Source organism: Streptomyces caelestis (assembly GCF_001279005.1).
GTDB lineage: Bacteria > Actinomycetota > Actinomycetes > Streptomycetales > Streptomycetaceae > Streptomyces > Streptomyces heliomycini.
In genome coordinates this window covers 55,131-72,598 of sequence record NZ_LGCN01000063.1, presented here as the reverse complement: position 1 = coordinate 72,598, position 17,468 = coordinate 55,131, and the positions used below count along the sequence as shown (strand labels likewise).

Genomic DNA, 17,468 nt, shown 5'->3' with positions numbered 1-17,468 from the left:
CCCGCGGCATCGAAAGGCCCGCCCGGACCGCCGGGCGGGCCTTTCACTTTCCCTTTTCCGGGCAGCACGAATAACCCCTCCGGAATTGATCCCTCTTTGTATACGGCATCCTTGTTAATGCCGGAGACCCGTCATGTTTACGGCATGTTGCGCGTTCCTCACACGGTCCGCGCGGCCGGCGCCGGAGGCGAAACGCAGGCGGTGCCCGGCGCTCGCGCGCTCGGTGTGCAGCGCCGTGAGGGACCGCGCGCGGTCGCCGTCGCCGCGCGCCACGGCGTCCGTGATCGCCCCGTGCTCCGCCCAGTACCCGACCGGGTCGGACGGCCCCTCGGCGGCGTACATCCAGGCGATCTTGTGCCGCAGCTGGGTCAGCGTCGAGGTCAGCGCCGGGCTGCCGGTGGCCTGGGCGAGCGTCTCGTGGAACCAGCCGCTCAGGGAGCGCAGGTCGTCGCTGTGGCCCTGACGGGCGCGTTCCTGCCCCAGCCGGACCAGGCCGCGCAGCACCTTCAGATGGGCCTCGGTGCGGCGCTGGGCCGCGCGGGAGGCGCCGAGCGGCTCGAGGAGCATGCGCATCTCCAGCAGGTCGGCGGCCTCCTGCTCGGTGGGTTCCGCGACGCACGCGCCCGCGTGCCGCCGGGTCACCACGAACCCCTCGGCCTCCAGCGTGCGCAGCGCCTCCCGGACGGGGACGCGGGAGACGCCGTAACGCCGGGCGAGGACCTCCTCGGTGAGCCGGCCGCCGCGCTCGTGGACACCCGCGACGATGTCGTCCCGGATCGCCGTGCACACCGAGTGCGCGGGAATACGCATGACCGACCTCCGCTTAATCCCCGTGAAACGCCGACGATTGACGTGTGTGCCGTGACTCTATTGCAATCAGCGGGAATTCACGACGGCGGGCCGGAATCCATGCGTATTTTTTGGACGAGCGCCGAGCGGAAACACCGATGCCCCGGCTCGGGGAGCCGGGGCATCGGGAAGCGGGCGGGTCAGAGGTCGACGCCGTGCGCGCGGAGGTAGGCGACGGGATCGAGGTCGGAGCCGTACTCGGCGGTCGTACGGGCCTCGAAGTGCAGATGCGCGCCCGTGACGTTGCCGGTGGCGCCGGAGAGGCCGATCCGCTGCCCGGCGGCGACCTGCTGGCCCACCGAGACGCCGATGGACGACAGGTGACCGTACTGGGTGTACGTGCCGTCGTGCATCTTGATGACGACCTGGTTGCCGTACGAGCCGCCCCAGCCGGCCTCGACGACGGTGCCGATGCCGACCGACTGGACGGGGGTGCCGCTCGCGGCGTGGAAGTCGACACCGGTGTGGCTGCCGGAGGACCACAGTGAGCTGCCGGCCTGGTAACTGGTCGAGACGTACGAGCCGGGGATCGGGGAGACGAAGGTGTTGAGGCGCTCGCGCTCGGCCTGCCGCGCGGCGCGCTCCTTCTCCGCGCGGGCCTTAGCGGCCTCCTCGGCGGCCTTCTCGCGCGCGGCCTCCTCGGCGGCCTTCCGCGCGGCGGCCTCGGCCGCCTCCCGGGCCGCCTCGTGCTGGGCGGCCGCCTGGGCGTCGATCCGGTCGGCGACCGTGTCGCCCAGGGTGACGACGGGCGTGAGGCCGGTCTGTGCGGCAGCGGGCTCGGCGGCGAGCGCGGGAGCCGCGAGGGAGCCGACGACGCCGGTGGTGGTGAGCGCCGCGACGCCCGCCGCGCGGGCGGAGCCGCGCTGCATCCTGCTGGGACGACGGTGCTTGCCCGGGGCGCGGGTGAACGCCATGTACAGGCTGGTCCTTTCCTTCCCTCTCGCCTACCGGGTTAGCTGACGGGTTCGGAGCAGGAAGGTCTCCTACGGGCACCCTCGCGACACGCGCGGGCGTCCGATTCACCCCAGGGACTCAGGAGGGTCCCCGGCTCCCCTGGCTCGCGCCGTACGGGGACTCGGCGATGGCTGTCCGGTGCCGCGGGTGCGGCGCACTGCCCGACGAACAGCCCGCACGAAGCTAAGCGGGACGCCTGCCCATCCTCAAACGGATCCGGGTTTTTGTAGCGCATCCCACAGGGCAGACAGGCGACTTCCGCCCTGATTCGGGCATAAGAGGGCCCTGGTGACTCTCCTGTCACCAGGGCCCGTGCGCAGGTGCGCCGTCGCGGCTCGCTACTCGGCGGTCACGACGGTGACTTCGCCGATCCCGAGGGCCTCCACCGGCGCCTTGATCTGCGCCGCGTCGCCGACGAGGACCGTCACCAGGCGGTCCACCGGGAAGGCGTTCACGACGGCCGCGGTGGCCTCCACGGTGCCGGTCGCGGCCAACTGCCGGTACAGGTCGGCCTGGTAGTGGTCGGGCAGGTGCTGCTCGACCTGGTCGGCCAGGGTGCTCGCGACGGCCGCGGCGGTCTCGTACTTGAGCGGCGCCACACCCACGAGGTTCTGCACGGCGACATCGCGTTCGTCGTCGCTGAGCCCCTCCGCGGCGAGCGTGCGCAGCACCGTCCACAGGTCCTCGAGGGCGGGACCGGTGTTCGGGGTGTCGACGGAGCCGCTGATCGCCAGCATCGCCGCGCCGGTGCCGTCCGGGGCGGACCGGAGGACCTGCCCGAACGACCGTACGCCGTAGGTGTATCCCTTCTCCTCGCGCAGCACGCGGTCCAGGCGGGACGTGAGGGTGCCGCCCAGGCAGTACGTGCCGAGCACCTGCGCGGGCCACACGCGGTCGTGCCGGTCGGGCCCGATGCGGCCGATCAGCAGCTGCGTCTGGACGGCGCCGGGGCGGTCCACGATCACGACGCGGCCGGCGTCGTCCGCGACCACCGGCGGAACGGGCCGCGGCCGGGCCGGGGAGCCGGTCCAGGCGCCCAGGGTGCCGCCGAGGAGCGCGTCCAGGTCGATGCCGGTGAGGTCGCCGACGACCACGACGGTGGCCGTGGCGGGGCGGACGTGCTTCTCGTAGAAGGCGCGTACGGCCGCGGAGTCGATGCCGGTGACCGTCTCCTCGGTGCCCTGGCGGGGACGCGACATGCGCGAACTCGCCGGGAACAGCTCCTTGGAGAGCTCCTTGGCGGCGCGGCGGGAGGGGTTGGCCAGCTCGTGCGGGATCTCGTCGAGGCGGTTGCGGACCAGCCGCTCGACCTCGCTGTCGGCGAACGCGGGCGCCCTGAGCGCGTCGGCGAGCAGCCCGAGGCCCTTGGTGAGCCGGGAGGCCGGCACCTCCAGGCTGAGGCGGACGCCGGGGTGGTCGGCGTGCGCGTCCAGGGTGGCGCCGCAGCGCTCCAGCTCGGCGGCGAACTCCTCGGCGGAGTGCTTGTCGGTGCCCTCGGAGAAGGCCCGCGCCATGATCGTGGCGACACCGTCGAGACCGGTCGGCTCGGCCTCCAGGGGCGCGTCGAGGAGCACCTCGACGGCGACGACCTGCTGGCCGGGACGGTGACAGCGCAGCACGGTCAGACCGTTGTCGAGCGTGCCCCGCTCGGGGGCCGGGAAGGCCCAGGGCTTGGCGTCGCCCGCCTGCGGCCGCGGGTGGAAGTCCATCGTGGCGAGCTCGGTCACTTCGCCGTCTCCTCGTTCTCGTCGGCGCCGGCGGCTGCGGCGGCTTCCTCGGTGTCCTCGGCCTCCTGGGCGACCGGCTCGTAGACGAGCACCGCGCGGTTGTCGGGGCGCAGCCGGGCCTTGGCGACCTCCTGCACCTCCTCCGCCGTCACCTCCAGGACGCGCTGTACGGCGGTCAGGGCGAGCTGCGGGTCGCCGAACAGGACCGCGTACCGGCACAGTTCGTCGGCGCGGCCGGCGACCGTGCCGAGCCGGTCGAGCCACTCGCGCTCCAGCTGGGCCTGCGCGCGCTCCATCTCCTCCGCCGTGGGACCCTCCTCGGCGAACCGGGCGAGCTCCTCGTCGATGGCGGCCTCGATGACCGGCACCTCCACGTCGCCGGACGTCTTCACGTCCAGCCAGCCCAGGGAGGGCGCCCCGGCCAGCCGCAGCAGGCCGAAGCCGGCGGCCACGGCCGTGCGGTCGCGCCGTACCAGGCGGTTGTAGAGCCGCGAGGACTCGCCGCCGCCGAGGACGGTGAGCGCCAGGTCGGCGGCGTCGCACACGCGCGTGCCGTCCTCCGGCAGCCGGTAGGCGGCCATCAGCGCACGCGCGGGGACCTCCTCCTCCACGATCTCGCGCAGCTGCCCGCCCATGACCTCGGGCAGGGCGCCGTCGCGCGGGGCGGGCTTGCCGTCGTGGCCCGGGATGGAGCCGAAGTACTTCTCGATCCAGGCGAGCGTCCGCTCCGGGTCGATGTCGCCGACGACGGAGAGCACGGCGTTGTTCGGCGCGTAGTACGTGCGGAAGAACTGGCGCGCGTCCTCCAGGGTGGCCGCGTCCAGGTCCGCCATCGAGCCGATGGGCGTGTGGTGGTACGGGTGGCCCTCCGGGTAGGCGAGGGCGGTCAGCTTTTCGAAGGCCGTGCCGTAGGGGACGTTGTCGTAGCGCTGGCGGCGCTCGTTCTTGACGACGTCCCGCTGGTTCTCCATGGACTCGTCGTCCAGGGCGGTCAGCAGGGAGCCCATGCGGTCGGCCTCCAGCCAGAGGGCGAGCTCCAGCTGGTGGGCGGGCATGGTCTCGAAGTAGTTGGTGCGCTCGAAGCTGGTGGTGCCGTTGAGGGAGCCGCCGGCGCCCTGGACCAGCTCGAAGTGGCCGTTGCCCTTGACCTGGGCGGAGCCCTGGAACATCAGGTGCTCGAAGAGGTGAGCCAGGCCGGTGCGTCCCTTGACCTCGTGACGCGAACCCACGTCGTACCAGAGGCACACCGCGGCGACCGGGGTCAGGTGATCCTCGGAGAGCACCACGCGCAGGCCGTTGGCCAGGCGGTGCTCGGTCGCTGTCAGGCCGCCGGAGCCTGCCTGGGCTGTGGCCGTGTGACCCATGGGCATGTACGTCCCTTCGATCGCGGAGGCGGTCGTCGAACCCGCCGTTTCTGCCGGTCCTGCCACTGTATGCAAGCGCGCGGAGCCCCGACGAAGTTCCCGCCGGGGCGGGCTACGCCGAGAGCGAGAATGCCGGACCGCCGCCCCCGCGGGCAGTCGTGCCTCCCCCAGCGCCTCAAGGGCCTGGGGAGTATCCCCAGGGCGATGGGGGCCCCGCTCGTGGAGGCACCCCGCAAGCGCCGGGCCGCGCGACGCACCCCCGGCCGGCCCCGCACCGGGCCCCGGCCGCCCGCCTCACGTGGGCGCCGGGGCACCCCTCCGGGGGCGCCTCGCAAGCGCGGGTGAGCGGAACCCGCCCCCGGCCCGGTGCGTCCCGATCACCGGGGAACCCCGCGCGCAGGCGCACCGCACACGCCGCGTACCGTGCCCTCCCCGGAGACACCCACGACCGGGCCCTGGTCCCGCCTGTCAGTGCGACGGTCCACAATGGTCCGCATCAGATCCCGTCCCCACGCTTCAGCAAGGAGCCGGCAGCGATGGCCCGCCGCAGCACGAAGACCCCGCCGCCCGACGACTCGTACGAGGAGAAGATCCTCGACATCGACGTCGTCGACGAGATGCAGGGCTCCTTCCTCGAGTACGCGTACTCGGTCATCTACTCCCGCGCCCTGCCGGACGCGCGCGACGGCCTCAAACCGGTGCACCGCCGCATCGTCTACCAGATGAACGAGATGGGCCTGCGGCCCGAGCGCGGCTACGTGAAGTGCGCCCGCGTCGTCGGCGAGGTCATGGGCAAGCTGCACCCCCACGGCGACTCGTCGATCTACGACGCCCTGGTCCGCATGGCCCAGCCGTTCTCGATGCGCGTCCCCCTGGTCGACGGCCACGGCAACTTCGGCTCACTGGGCAACGACGACCCGCCCGCCGCCATGCGGTACACCGAGTGCCGGATGGCCGAGGCCACCAGCCTGATGACCGAGTCCATCGACGAGGACACGGTCGACTTCGCGCCCAACTACGACGGGCAGGAACAGGAACCGGTGGCGCTGCCCGCCGCCTTCCCGAACCTCCTGGTGAACGGCGCGTCGGGCATCGCCGTCGGCATGGCCACCAACATGCCGCCGCACAACCTGCGCGAGGTCGTCGCGGCCGCGCGGCACCTGATCAGGCACCCGAACGCCGACCTCGACGCGCTGATGAAGCACGTCCCCGGCCCCGACCTGCCCACCGGCGGCCGGATCGTCGGCCTGTCCGGCGTCCGGGACGCCTACGAGAAGGGCCGCGGCACGTTCAAGATCCGCGCGACGGTCACCGTGGAGGACGTGACGGCCCGCCGCAAGGGCCTCGTCGTCACGGAGCTGCCCTTCACGGTCGGTCCGGAGAAGGTGGTCGGCAAGATCAAGGACCTGGTCGGGTCGAAGAAGCTCCAGGGCATCGCCGACGTCAAGGACCTCACCGACCGCGAGCACGGGCTGCGTCTGGTCATCGAGATCAAGAACGGCTTCGTGCCGGAGGCGGTCCTGGAGCAGCTGTACAAGCTGACGCCGATGGAGGAGTCCTTCGGCATCAACAACGTGGCGCTGGTGGACGGCCAGCCGCTCACCCTGGGCCTCAAGGAGCTCCTGGAGGTCTACCTCGACCACCGCTTCAACGTCGTACGCCGGCGTTCGGAGTTCCGCCGCGGCAAGCGGCGCGACCGCCTCCACCTGGTCGAGGGCCTGCTCACGGCGCTGGTGGACATCGACGAGGTCATCCGCCTCATCCGCTCCAGCGAGAACTCCGCGCAGGCCAAGCAGCGCCTGATGGAGCGGTTCTCCCTCAGCGACATCCAGACCCAGTACATCCTGGACACGCCGCTGCGCCGCCTCACCAAGTACGACCGGATCGAGCTGGAGGCCGAACAGGACCGGCTGAACGCGGAGATCGAGGAGCTGACCCGGATCCTGGACTCGGACGCGGAGCTGCGCAAGCTGGTCTCCACCGAACTGGCCGCGGTCGCCAAGAAGTTCGGCAACGACCGCCGTACGTTGCTGCTGGAGTCGGCCGACACCCCGGCCGCCGTCCCGCTGCAGGTGGCGGACGACCCGTGCCGGGTGCTGCTGTCCTCCACGGGCCTGCTCGCCCGTACGGCGGACAACGAGCCGCTCGCCAGTGGCGCCAAGCGGGTCAAGCACGACGTGATCGTCTCGGCGGTGCCGGCGACGGCCCGCGGCGAGATCGGCGTCGTCACCTCCTTGGGCCGTCTGCTCCGGCTGAACGTCGTCGACCTGCCGCAGCTCCCGGCGGCGATGCCGGTGCCGAACCTCGCGGGCGGAGCGCCCCTGGCCGAGTTCGTGTCCCTGGAGGACGACGAGCAGGTGGTGTGCCTGACCACGCTGGACGAGTCGTCGCCGGGCCTGGCGCTCGGCACGGAACAGGGTGTCGTCAAGCGCGTGGTGCCCGACTACCCCTCCAACAAGGAGGAGCTGGAGGTCATCACGCTCAAGGAGGGCGACCGGATCGTCGGCGCGGTCGAGCTGCGCACGGGCGAGGAGGACCTGGTCTTCATCAGCGACGACGCGCAGCTGCTGCGCTACCCTGCCGCGCAGGTCCGGCCACAGGGCCGCCCCGCGGGCGGTATGGCGGGCATCAAGCTCACCGAGGGGGCGAAGGTCATCTTCTTCACGGCGGTCGATCCGGCCGCGGACGCGGTGGTGTTCACGGTCGCGGGCTCGCGGGGCACGCTGGACGACTCGGTCCAGACGACGGCCAAGCTGACCCCGTTCGACCAGTACCCGCGCAAGGGCCGGGCCACCGGCGGCGTGCGCTGCCAGCGGTTCCTGAAGGGCGAGGACTGCCTGGCCCTGGCCTGGGCGGGCCCGCTCCCGGCCAAGGCGGCGCAGAAGAACGGCACCGCGGTGGACCTCCCGGAGCCCGACCCGCGCCGTGACGGCTCGGGCGTGTCCCTGCCGAAGACGGTGTCGGTGGTGGCGGGACCGGTCTAGGCGGCCGGATCCTCCGCCGCCCCCTGCACATAGCGGAGTACGCCCCACATGCCGTGGTCGTCGGTGTGTGGGGCGCCGTCGTTCCCGCACGCCTCCAGCTCCCCGCGGAGGGCGGCGGGGTCGATGCCCGACCCGATGAGCACGAGCTGCGTGAGCCGCTCCTCACCGGCGGACCAGGGCTCGGGGTAGAACCGCAGGAACCGCCCCACGGCGTGCACGGCGTACCGGTTGCCGAGGTCGTACGGCCCGAAGTCGACGTATCCCTTGATCCGGTAGAGCCCTTCGGGCCGGCTGTCCAGGAACCGGATCAGCCGCCGCGGGTCCAGCGGGCGCCCGGACGCGAAGGAGACGCTGTCGTACGCGGCGTGCAGGTGCCCGGCGTGGTCGTCGTGACGCAGATCGTCGAACGACAACTGCCCGACGCGCTCCTCGCTCGGCCTGCAGTCGAAGAGGAACTCGGGGTCGACACGGCCGTACGTGGCGGGCACCACGGCCGCACGGTCGACGAGGGACCGGACCAGGGCCAGTACGCGCGCGGCGTCCGTGACCCGGTCCACCTTGTTGACGACCACGAGGTCCGCGAGGCCGAGGTGCCGGTCGATCTCCGGGTGCCGGGTCCGGGTGTCGTCGAACTCGGCGGCGTCCACGACCTCGACGAGCCCGCCGTACACGATTCCCGGATGCTCGCTGGCGAGCACCATCCGCACGAGCTCCTGCGGTTCGGCGAGACCGCTGGCCTCGATGACGATGACGTCGATCCCGGCGGAGGGACGAGCGAGCCGCTCGAGGTACACGTCGAGTTCGCCGCCGTCCACGGCACAGCACAGACAGCCGTTGCCCAGCGACACGGTCGCGTCCCCGAGCGCCCCGGCGACGGCCATCGCGTCGATCTCGATGGCCCCGAAGTCGTTCACGACCGCGCCGATGCGGCTGCCGCCGCTGCGGTGGAGAAGGTGGTTGAGCAGGGTGGTCTTCCCCGAGCCGAGAAATCCGGCCAGTACGACCACCGGAATCTGCCGCCCGCTGCTCCGCTCCGACACGCGATCCCTCTCCCACCTCCGCGCACACCGGCTCACTCACGGCGTGCGCCCCGACGAATGACTGGCGTACCAGGATACGAGCGGCGGGAACCACGCCGGAGTGAACGATCGTCAGCGACGTCCGCGGGGCAGACGTCGGGCAAGGCGCCGGTTCGTGCGATCCTCGCTTCCCTCCGTGCGCCGCCTGGCCGCCTTCCCGCCGATCAGAGCCGCTCGGCACCCTGGAAGGCGGCAAGCGCCGCCCACCGCTCGCCGGTTCCCTGCCGTCGACCCGCAACCCGACGACCGGCGGACGTCGGCCTGATCGGGGTATGTGACATGGCCACACAGTATTTCGGGCTGCGGGGACGCGGGCTCGCCCCACGAGCGGGTCTCGCCTTCCTTCGAGCTCGGCAACGGCGACGTCGCCGTCATCGGCACGGAGGCCCCAGCGGAACTCGACGGCGAACTGCCGCCGGACGTCGGCCGCGCCGAGTACGAACGCATCGTCGTCGTCTCCCGGGAGACGCTGCCGCGCGCCGAGGCCGACATCCCCGACGCCTGAGCCGAAGACCGCATCCGGGCGGCGAGCCCACCCTCGGCTCCGCCACGATCCGCCCTCCGCGCACCATCCGCGATACAGGGCCGCCCCGTCCGAGCAGGCACACCGCTTCCTGCTCACCACAGCCTCGCGAGGCCCGGCACGGAATCAGTGCCGGGCCTCCGGTGCACACGCGGGCGGGCCTCTCTCCGGCCGACGGACGAGCGGGTCGACACGTCACTCGTGAGCAAGTCAGGTTAGGCTCGCCTTTGTGAGTAGCACGTGCTCGAACCTCTCCCGCGAGCTCGACGAGCCGGTCGCGGGAACCGCGGCCACCGCGCGGACCTGGCTGCTGCTGGAGCAGCCCGGCCCCTGGGGTGCCAAGGCGCTCACCGCCAGCCACCTCGACCCCGCGCTGGGCCGCGCCCTGGAGGCCGCCGCCCGGGGCAGCGGGGTGCGGATCGCGCTCGTCCGGCGGCCCGGGCGGCACGCGGACCGCCGGACGCCCGCCACGCGCCGGGTGTACGTCGCCCACACCGTTCCCGGAAACGTGTGGCTGCACGCCGCCACCACCTCGGACCCCGAGCGCCTGCTCGACCTCGACTTCACCGCGCTCGGCAGCGGCGAGCCGGAGTCCTTCGCGACCGTGCTCGGCGGCCGGCCCCACGAGGGCGGCCCCCTCGCCCTCGTCTGCACCAACGGCAAGCGCGACCGCTGCTGCGCCCTCCTCGGACGGCCCCTGGCGGCCGAACTCGCCGCCTCCGGGGTCGAGGGCGTCTGGGAGGTCACTCACCTGGGCGGCCACCGCTTCTCCCCCACGATCCTCTGTCTGCCGTACGGCTACGCGTACGGGCGGGCCGAGGCGCACACCGTCAAGGAGGTGCTGCACGGCGTGGAGAAGGACCGGATCGTCGTCGAGGGGTGCCGAGGGTGCTCCGCCTGGGAGCGGCCCGGCCAGGCGGCCGAGCTGGCCGTCCGTCGCGCGGCGGGCGAGTACGCCGCGCAGGCCCTGCGCGTCATACGGACGGACGGCGCGGCGCCCCGCTGGGAAGTGACCGTCGCCCACACGGACGGACGCCGGTGGCTGGTGGAGGTCGCCCAGGGCGCGTCCCTGCCGTCCCGTCCGGAGAGCTGCGGGTCGGCGCTCGGCTCGCCCGCGCGGATGGACGTCGTGGGCGTCCGCGAGGTGACCCTGGCGGCGCTGGCGGGCTGACCGCCCCTCCCGCTTCCACGGACTCGGGAGATCCCCGCCACACCCCTGCGGCGTCCCGCACCCGCCCACGTACCGTCAGGGGCATGAGCTCCACTCCCCCCGCACGCCGCCTGCGCCTCGGCCTGCCGCGACGGGTGTTCTCGCAGGTCCTGCTGATGCAGCTGGCGATCGCCGCGGGAGTCGCGGTGCTGGCCACCGGACTGTTCCTCGCGCCGCTCGGCGACCAGCTGGACGACCAGGCGATGCGCCGCGCGCTCGCGATCGCGCAGACCACCGCGCAGCAGCCGCAGATGGCGCAAAACCTGCGCGGGACGGCGCCGTCCCCGGACGGACCGGTGCAGCGGGAGGCCGAACGGATCCGGAAGGCCACCGGCGCCGAGTACGTCGTGGTGCTGGACCGGCGGGGCGTGCGCTGGTCGCACACCGACCCGGAGCGGATCGGCGGGCTGGTGTCGACCGACCCCGGTGAGGCACTGGCCGGACACGACGTCATGGAGATCGACGAGGGCACCCTGGGGCGCTCCGCGCGGGGCAAGGTGCCGCTGCGGGACGACGACGGCGGGATCGTCGGGGCGGTCTCGGTCGGCATCGCCTACGACAGCGTCCGGGCCCGGCTGATCCATGCCATCCCGGGACTGTTCGCGTACGCCGGCGGCGCCCTGGCCGTGGGCGCGCTCGCGGCCTGGCTGATCTCCCGGCGGGTGCAGCGGCAGACCCGCGACCTGGCCTTCTCCGACATCGCGGCGCTGCTCGCGGAGCGTGAGGCGATGCTGCACGGCATCCGGGAGGGCGTGGTCGCCCTGGACCGCACCGGCCGTATCCGCCTGCTGAACGACGAGGCGCAGCGCCTGCTGGGAATCGGCGAGGAGGCCGTCGGCCACTCCCCCGATCTGGCGCTCGGCACAGGACGCACCGCCGATGTGCTGGCCGGACGGGCGACCGGCACCGATCTGCTCACCGTGCGCGGCCGGCGGGTCCTGGTCGCCAACCGGATGCCGACGGACGACGGCGGCGCCGTGGCCACCCTGCGCGACCGCACGGAGCTGGACCGGCTCGGCCGGGAGCTGGACTCCACGCGCGGGCTCATCGACGCCCTGCGCGCCCAGGACCACGAGCACGCCAACCGCATGCACACCCTGCTGGGACTGCTGGAGCTCGAGATGTACGACGACGCGGTGGAGTTCGTCGGCGAGGTCGTCGGCGACCACCGGGCCACGTCGGAACAGGTCACCGAGAAGATCCGGGACCCGCTGCTCGCCGCGCTGCTGGTGGGCAAGGCGACGGTCGCGGCCGAGCGCGGGGTGGCGCTGTGGGTGACGGACGGGACCCGGCTGCCGGACCGGCTGATCGACCCCCGGGGGCTCGTCACCGTGGTCGGCAATCTGGTGGACAACGCCCTGGACGCCGTCGCCGGTACGCCGCACGCGCGCGTGGAGGTCGAACTGCGCGCGGAGGGGCGCACGGCGGTGCTCGTGGTGCGCGACACCGGTCCCGGAATTCCGCCGGAACACCACGAGTTGATCTTCACCGAGGGCTGGTCCACCAAGGAGCCGCCGGCCCACCGCGAGCGGGGCATCGGGCTGCCGCTGGTGCGCCGGCTCGCCGAGCGGCAGGGGGGCGGCGCGACCGTGGGCGAGGCTCCCGGCGGGGGCGCGGAGTTCACCGTCGTGCTGCCCGAGGCCCTGGCCGAGCCGGGCGCGGAACCCGCGCTCACCGGGGCCTTCGCCCCGGGAACCGACGAGGAGGAGTCGCGATGATCGAGGTCCTGGTCGTGGACGACGACGTCCGGGTCGCGCGGGTCAACGCCGCGTACGTCGAGAAGGTGCCCGGTTTCCATGTCGCCGGTCGGGCGCACAGCGCGGCCGAGGCGCTCGACCGGCTGAAGGCGCTGCCCCGGCTGGATCTCGTCCTCCTGGACCACTACCTGCCCGACGAGACGGGGCTCGCGGTGGTGCGGGAGATGCGCCGGCGCGGGCACCAGGCCGACGTGATCATGGTGACGGCGGCCCGTGACGTGTCCACGGTGCAGGCGGCGATGCGCCAGGGCGCCCTGCAGTACCTGGTCAAGCCGTTCGCCTTCGCGGGGCTGCGCGCCAAGCTGGAGGCCTACGCGGAGCTGCGCCGCACCCTCGACGGCGGCGGCGAGGCGGAGCAGGCGGAGGTGGACCGCATCTTCGGCGCGCTGTCGGCGTCGTCCGAGCCCCAGCTGCCCAAGGGGCACTCCCCCACCACCGCGGAACTCGTACGGCAGTCCCTGATGAACGCCGACGGCCCGCTGTCGGCCCAGGAGGTCGCCGAACGCACAGGGGTGAGCCGCCAGACCGCCCAGCGCTATCTGAAGCTCCTGGAGCGCACCGGACGGGTCACGCTGACCCTGAAGTACGGCGACGCGGGCCGCCCGGAGCACCGTTATGCGTGGGCGACCCGCGCCTGAGGACACGGCCCGCGGGGGCGGGGGAAAGGACCGTGCCCTCCTCCCTTACGGATGGCGGCGCCGTCCGTCTCCGCCGGGCGCCCTACACCGCCCCCGCGCCGGTCAGCGAACGCACCTCGGTCTCCGCGTGCCTGGCCTCGTCGGGAACCTCGGGTGAGGTGAGCGTGCCGAGCCAGCCCGCGAGGAAGCCCAGCGGGATGGAGACCAGACCGGGGTTCTGCAGCGGGAAGAGCTGGAAGTCGGCGCCCGGGAAGAGGGACGCGGGGCTGCCCGACACCACGGGGGACAGCAGCACCAGCACCACGGCCGGGATCAGGCCTCCGTACACGGCCCACACGGCGCCGCGGGTGGTGAAGCCGCGCCAGAACAGCGAGTACAGCAGCACGGGCAGGTTCGCGGACGCGGCCACGGCGAAGGCGAGGCCCACCAGGAACGCGACGTTGAGGTCGCGGGCCAGCAGACCGAGGCCGATCGCGAGCAGACCGACGCCGACCGCGGCGACCCGGGCCACCGCCACCTCGCTGCGCGGCTTCCCGCGCCGGCGCCGCAGGGAGGCGTACAGGTCGTGCGCGACGGACGCCGAGGAGGCGAGCGTGATCCCGGCGACCACGGCGAGGATCGTGGCGAAGGCGACCGCGGCGACGATCGCGAACAGGACCGTCCCACCCGTGGAGCCGGCGCCGCCGCCCAGGTCGAGCGCCAGCAGCGGCACCGCCGTGTTCCCGGACGCGTTCGAGGCGCGCACGGCGTCCGGTCCGACGAGGGCGGCGGCGCCGAAGCCGAGCACGATCGTCATCAGATAGAAGCCGCCGATGAGGCCGATCGCCCAGACGACCGACCGCCGTGCCGCCCGCGCGGTGGGGACGGTGTAGAAGCGGGACAGGATGTGCGGCAGTCCCGCCGTGCCGAGCACCAGCGCGAGCCCCAGACTGATGAAGTCGAACCGCGCGGTCCAGTCCGCGCCGTAGGCGAGGCCGGGCGCCAGGAACGCCTCACCGTGACCACTGCGTTCGGCGGCGGTGAGGAGCAGCCGGTTGAAGTCGCCGTGGAACCGCAGCAGGACGAGGACGGTCAGCGCGACGGTGCCGCCGAGCAGCAGGACCGCCTTGACGATCTGGATCCAGGTGGTGGCCCGCATCCCGCCCAACGACACGTAGATCACCATGAGGACGCCGACGCCGACGACGGTCCAGGCCCGGGCCGCCTCGCCCGTGCCGCCGAGCAGCAGCGCGACCAGGCTGCCCGCGCCCACCATCTGCGCCACCAGATACAGAACGGACACGGTGACCGACGAGGTTCCCGCCGCGATCCGCACCGGCCGCTCCCGCATGCGCGCGGCGACCACGTCGGCGAGCGTGAAGCGCCCGCAGTTGCGCACCAGTTCCGCGACCAGGAACAGGACCACCAGCCAGGCCACCAGGAAGCCCACCGAGTAGAGCATCCCGTCGTAGCCGACGAGCGCGATGAGTCCGGAGATGCCGAGGAAGGACGCGGCCGACATGTAGTCGCCCGCGAGGGCGAACCCGTTCTCCATCGGGGAGAAGAGCCGGCCGCCCGCGTAGAACTCCTCCGCGGAGCCCTGCCGGTGGCGGCTCACCCAGGTCGTGATGGCCAGGGTCACCGCGACGAACGCGCCGAACAGCAGCAGCGCCGGCACCTGGTGGTCGCCCGTCATGCCGCGCCGCCTCTCCCGCGCGCCCGTTCCTGGGCGTCCCAGCGCAGTTCCAGCGCCGCCCGGTCCCGGCGCAGCCGCGCGTGGCGGACATAGGCCCAGGTGAGCAGGAAGGTGGTCAGGAACTGGCCGAGCCCGGCGAGCATGCCCAGGTTCACGGCGCCCGCGACGGGCCGTGCCATCAGTCCCGGCGCGGTCGTCGCGGTCACGACGTACGCCACGTACCAGGCGAGGAAGGCGAGGACCGCCGGCCCCACGAACCGCCGGTAGCGGCCCCGCACCTCCTGGAAGGCCGCGCTGCGCTGTACTTCGAGGTAGACGTCGGCCCCGTCCGCGCGGCGGGCCGGCGGCGGCGCCTCCGCCTCCGCCGGGCCGACCGATTCGCCCCAGCCCGAGGCCAGGGCGTCGTACCAGGGATCGTCGTACCTCACGTCCCCCGAGTTGCTTCGCTGCATGCCCAAGGATGGACAGAACGGGAAGATCCCCGACTCTTCTTCCCGTTCTGCTTCACCCCATCAGGTGACTTGGCCGTGCACGCGTCCCCCGCGTCCGCTAGGCGTCGATGCGCGAGCGGTCCAGGGTCGCCGCGGAGCTGGAGATGAACTCCTTGCGCGGGGCGACGTCGTTGCCCATGAGGAGGTCGAAGACCTGCTCGGCGGCCTCCAGGTCGGTGAGGTTGATCCGGCGCAGGGTGCGGTGGCGCGGGTCCATGGTGGTCTCGGCCAGCTGGTCGGCGTCCATCTCGCCGAGGCCCTTGTAGCGCTGGATCGAGTCCTTGTAGCGGATGTTCTTGCTCTGGAACTCCATGAGCCTGTCGCGCAGCTCCCGGTCCGAGTACGTGTAGACGTACTTGTCCTGGCCCTTCTTGGGCTGGATCAGCTCGATGCGGTGCAGCGGCGGCACCGCGGCGAACACCCGGCCGGCCTCGACCATGGGCCGCATGTAGCGGTGGAACAGGGTCAGCAGCAGGGTGCGGATGTGGGAGCCGTCGACATCGGCGTCGGTCATCATGATGATCTTGCCGTAGCGGGCCGTGTCGATGTCGAAGGTCCGCCCCGACCCCGCTCCTATGACCTGGATGATCGCGCCGCACTCGGCGTTCTTGAGCATGTCCGTCACGGACGACTTCTGGACGTTGAGGATCTTGCCGCGGATCGGCAGGAGTGCCTGGAACTCGGAGTTCCGGGCCAGCTTGGCCGTGCCGAGCGCGGAGTCCCCCTCGACGATGAACAGCTCGCTGCGGTCGACGTCGTCGCTGCGGCAGTCGGCGAGCTTGGCGGGCAGCGAGGAGGTCTCCAGGGCCGTCTTGCGACGCTGCGCGTCCTTGTGCTGACGGGCCGCGATACGGGTCCGGGCCGCGGCGACGGCCTTCTCCATGACGACACGGGCCTGCTGGGCGGCGTCGCGCTTGGTGGAGGTCAGGAACGCCTTGAGTTCCTTGGAGATCACGTTGCTCACGATGCGGCGGGCCGCCGAGGTGCCGAGGACCTCCTTGGTCTGGCCCTCGAACTGCGGCTCGGCCAGGCGGACCGTGACCACCGCGGTGAGGCCTTCGAGGGCGTCGTCCTTGACGATGTCGTCCTCGGCCACGCGCAGCATCTTCTTGGCCCGCAGCACCTCGTTCATCGTCTTGGCGACGGCCTGCTCGAAGCCGGCGACATGGGTGCCGCCCTTGGGGGTGGCGATGATGTTGACGAACGACCTGAGCGTGGTGTCGTAGCCGGTCCCCCAGCGCATCGCGACGTCGACGCCGAGCTCGCGGGTGACCTCGGTGGGCGTCATCTGGCCGTACTCGTCGAGGACCGGGACGGTCTCCTTGAAGGTGCCCTGCCCGGTGAAGCGGAGGGTGTCGCAGACGGGCCGGTCGGAGGCCAGGAACTCGCAGAACTCGCTGATGCCGCCGTCGAAGCGGAACGACTCCTCGCCCTTGCTGCCGCCGTCACCGAGCCCGTACTCGTCGCGGACGACGATGGTCAGGCCGGGGACCAGGAACGCGGTCTGGCGGGCGCGCTGGTGCAGCGTGTCCAGGGCGAGCTTGGCGTCCTTGAGGAAGATCTGGCGGTCGGCCCAGTAGCGCACGCGTGTGCCGCTGCGGGCCTTCGGGATCTTCTTGGCCTTGCGCAGTCCGCTCCCGGCCTCGAACTTCGCGTCCGGCCCCAGGGCGGCGAAGGCGCCGGGGACACCGCGTCGGAAGCTGATCGCGTGGGTGTGCCCGCCCCGGTCCACCTCGACGTCCAGCCGCGCGGACAGCGCGTTGACGACGGAGGCGCCGACGCCGTGCAGACCGCCGGAGGCGGCGTACGAGCCGCCGCCGAACTTGCCGCCGGCGTGCAGCTTGGTCATGACGACCTCGACGCCGGAGAGGCCGGTCTTGGGTTCGACGTCGACCGGGATGCCTCGGCCGTTGTCCCGGACCTCCACCGAGCCGTCGTTGTGGAGGACCACCTCGATGTGGTCGCAGTGGCCTCCGAGGGCCTCGTCCACGGAGTTGTCGATGATTTCCCAGAGGCAGTGCATCAGACCGCGGCTGTCGGTCGACCCGATGTACATTCCGGGGCGCTTCCGCACGGCCTCGAGCCCCTCGAGGACGAGCAGGTGCCGCGCGGTGTAGTTGGAACCGTCCCGGTCTGCTCCTGCCAGCAGCGCTGTGGACGGCACGGACGTATCGGCGGTCACGCGGTTCGCTCCTCGCTGAATTTCAGATGCGGCCC

General features: G+C 72.4%; 13 protein-coding genes and 1 riboswitch. Of the genes, 5 read left to right on the top strand and 8 right to left on the bottom strand.

Annotated elements, in window-relative coordinates; translation table 11 throughout:
* Window positions 1-114: 114 nt before the first annotated feature.
* The 4 genes from ADK41_RS06425 to ADK41_RS06410 all read right to left on the bottom strand — a co-directional run bounded on the left by ADK41_RS06425 (window position 115) and on the right by ADK41_RS06410 (window position 4,900).
* Window positions 115-810 carry a GntR family transcriptional regulator gene (locus ADK41_RS06425; RefSeq protein ID WP_030826207.1) on the bottom strand — a complete coding sequence of 232 codons (696 nt, stop codon included), beginning with the start codon at window positions 808-810 and terminating at the stop codon, window positions 115-117.
* A 179-nt stretch (window positions 811-989) separates the two neighbouring features.
* Entirely contained in the window at window positions 990-1,763 is a 774-nt protein-coding gene (locus ADK41_RS06420; protein WP_030826203.1) for a M23 family metallopeptidase, read from the bottom strand.
* Between the two features lie 12 nt (window positions 1,764-1,775).
* A riboswitch (cyclic di-AMP (ydaO/yuaA leader) is annotated at window positions 1,776-1,940 on the bottom strand.
* Between the two features lie 201 nt (window positions 1,941-2,141).
* Window positions 2,142-3,530 carry a M16 family metallopeptidase gene (locus ADK41_RS06415; protein WP_030826199.1) on the bottom strand — a complete coding sequence of 463 codons (1,389 nt, stop codon included), beginning with the start codon at window positions 3,528-3,530 and terminating at the stop codon, window positions 2,142-2,144.
* Window positions 3,527-4,900, bottom strand: coding sequence for a M16 family metallopeptidase (locus ADK41_RS06410; RefSeq protein ID WP_030826195.1), 1,374 nt, complete (start codon window positions 4,898-4,900; stop codon window positions 3,527-3,529). The genes ADK41_RS06415 and ADK41_RS06410 overlap by 4 nt, the downstream gene beginning before the upstream one ends.
* Window positions 4,901-5,430: 530 nt before the next feature.
* Between ADK41_RS06410 and ADK41_RS06405 the strand changes: the two genes are divergently transcribed.
* Window positions 5,431-7,878 carry a DNA gyrase/topoisomerase IV subunit A gene (locus tag ADK41_RS06405; RefSeq protein WP_030826192.1) on the top strand — a complete coding sequence of 816 codons (2,448 nt, stop codon included), beginning with the start codon at window positions 5,431-5,433 and terminating at the stop codon, window positions 7,876-7,878.
* On the opposite strand, the gene ADK41_RS06400 is transcribed toward ADK41_RS06405, so the two are convergent.
* The gene (locus tag ADK41_RS06400; protein ID WP_030826188.1) at window positions 7,875-8,918 is read right to left on the bottom strand and encodes a CobW family GTP-binding protein; all 1,044 of its coding nucleotides are present in this window, start codon (window positions 8,916-8,918) and stop codon (window positions 7,875-7,877) included. The genes ADK41_RS06405 and ADK41_RS06400 overlap by 4 nt on opposite strands.
* 313 nt (window positions 8,919-9,231) lie before the next feature.
* On the opposite strand from ADK41_RS06400, the gene ADK41_RS06395 reads away from it, so the two are divergent.
* From ADK41_RS06395 to ADK41_RS06380, 4 genes are all read left to right on the top strand, one after another.
* Window positions 9,232-9,462 (top strand): hypothetical protein, encoded by a 231-nt coding sequence (locus ADK41_RS06395; RefSeq protein ID WP_037804165.1) that lies wholly within the window; start codon window positions 9,232-9,234, stop codon window positions 9,460-9,462.
* Between the two features lie 247 nt (window positions 9,463-9,709).
* Window positions 9,710-10,651: a sucrase ferredoxin gene (locus tag ADK41_RS06390; RefSeq protein ID WP_030826184.1), complete on the top strand. Its 942-nt coding sequence runs from the start codon at window positions 9,710-9,712 to the stop codon at window positions 10,649-10,651.
* 83 nt (window positions 10,652-10,734) lie between these two features.
* On the top strand, window positions 10,735-12,408 hold the full coding sequence (locus tag ADK41_RS06385) for a sensor histidine kinase (protein ID WP_030826182.1): 1,674 nt from the start codon (window positions 10,735-10,737) through the stop codon (window positions 12,406-12,408).
* The gene (locus ADK41_RS06380; RefSeq protein WP_030826179.1) at window positions 12,405-13,085 is read left to right on the top strand and encodes a response regulator; all 681 of its coding nucleotides are present in this window, start codon (window positions 12,405-12,407) and stop codon (window positions 13,083-13,085) included. The genes ADK41_RS06385 and ADK41_RS06380 overlap by 4 nt, the downstream gene beginning before the upstream one ends.
* Window positions 13,086-13,167: 82 nt before the next feature.
* Here ADK41_RS06380 and ADK41_RS06375 read toward each other — a convergent pair whose 3' ends face one another.
* The 3 genes from ADK41_RS06375 to ADK41_RS06365 form a co-directional block, all read right to left on the bottom strand.
* Window positions 13,168-14,760, bottom strand: coding sequence for a solute symporter family protein (locus ADK41_RS06375; RefSeq protein WP_030826176.1), 1,593 nt, complete (start codon window positions 14,758-14,760; stop codon window positions 13,168-13,170).
* Window positions 14,757-15,212: a DUF485 domain-containing protein gene (locus ADK41_RS06370; RefSeq protein ID WP_030826173.1), complete on the bottom strand. Its 456-nt coding sequence runs from the start codon at window positions 15,210-15,212 to the stop codon at window positions 14,757-14,759. Before ADK41_RS06370 ends, ADK41_RS06375 begins: the two co-directional genes overlap by 4 nt.
* 97 nt (window positions 15,213-15,309) lie before the next feature.
* Entirely contained in the window at window positions 15,310-17,433 is a 2,124-nt protein-coding gene (locus ADK41_RS06365; protein WP_030826171.1) for a DNA gyrase/topoisomerase IV subunit B, read from the bottom strand.
* Window positions 17,434-17,468: the final 35 nt, after the last annotated feature.

Excerpts from the sequence above, each read along its gene's own strand:
- ADK41_RS06410 (WP_030826195.1), bottom strand. The coding sequence starts at position 4,900 with ATGCCCATGGGTCACACGGCCACAGCCCAGGCAGGCTCCGGCGGCCTG.
- ADK41_RS06370 (WP_030826173.1), bottom strand. The coding sequence starts at position 15,212 with ATGCAGCGAAGCAACTCGGGGGACGTGAGGTACGACGATCCCTGGTAC.
- ADK41_RS06380 (WP_030826179.1), top strand. The coding sequence starts at position 12,405 with ATGATCGAGGTCCTGGTCGTGGACGACGACGTCCGGGTCGCGCGGGTC.
- ADK41_RS06405 (WP_030826192.1), top strand. The coding sequence starts at position 5,431 with ATGGCCCGCCGCAGCACGAAGACCCCGCCGCCCGACGACTCGTACGAG.
- ADK41_RS06425 (WP_030826207.1), bottom strand. The coding sequence starts at position 810 with ATGCGTATTCCCGCGCACTCGGTGTGCACGGCGATCCGGGACGACATC.
- ADK41_RS06420 (WP_030826203.1), bottom strand. The coding sequence starts at position 1,763 with ATGGCGTTCACCCGCGCCCCGGGCAAGCACCGTCGTCCCAGCAGGATG.
- ADK41_RS06375 (WP_030826176.1), bottom strand. The coding sequence starts at position 14,760 with ATGACGGGCGACCACCAGGTGCCGGCGCTGCTGCTGTTCGGCGCGTTC.
- ADK41_RS06385 (WP_030826182.1), top strand. The coding sequence starts at position 10,735 with ATGAGCTCCACTCCCCCCGCACGCCGCCTGCGCCTCGGCCTGCCGCGA.